The 301-nt window shown below is 49.2% G+C and carries 1 protein-coding gene; it reads left to right on the top strand.

The annotated features are described in order from the left end of the window. Window positions 1-42: 42 nt before the first annotated feature. Window positions 43-301: hypothetical protein (locus tag E1189_RS24670; RefSeq protein WP_230459942.1), on the top strand; the 259-nt coding region annotated here is incomplete at its 3' end.

Below are 301 nucleotides of genomic sequence, written 5' to 3' on the forward strand. Positions count from 1 at the left end.
GGTGCCACAACATGGATCCGGGATAAGGCACACATGTGTCATGTGTCTTCAGATGAGGACGACCCTCCTCACATCCACTGCTCCCGGTTTCCACAGTTCAATACCTGTGAGTATGACAAAGGGCTTCAGGTTAGAAGTGACGATGAAAGGCCTGAGGATTTCTATGGTATGTCCACGCTAAGAGTTCACATAGGGGACAGGCTCTTTGTCTGTGACCATGACGGGTGCAACAATCTTTCACCTTATCCAGTCATCTCACCAGACACAAATATATCCACACAGGGGACAGGCCTTTTGTCTG

The sequence above is a fragment of the Parendozoicomonas verongulae genome (assembly GCF_009711465.1).
In the GTDB taxonomy this organism is placed as follows: Bacteria; Pseudomonadota; Gammaproteobacteria; order Pseudomonadales; family Endozoicomonadaceae; genus Sansalvadorimonas; species Sansalvadorimonas verongulae.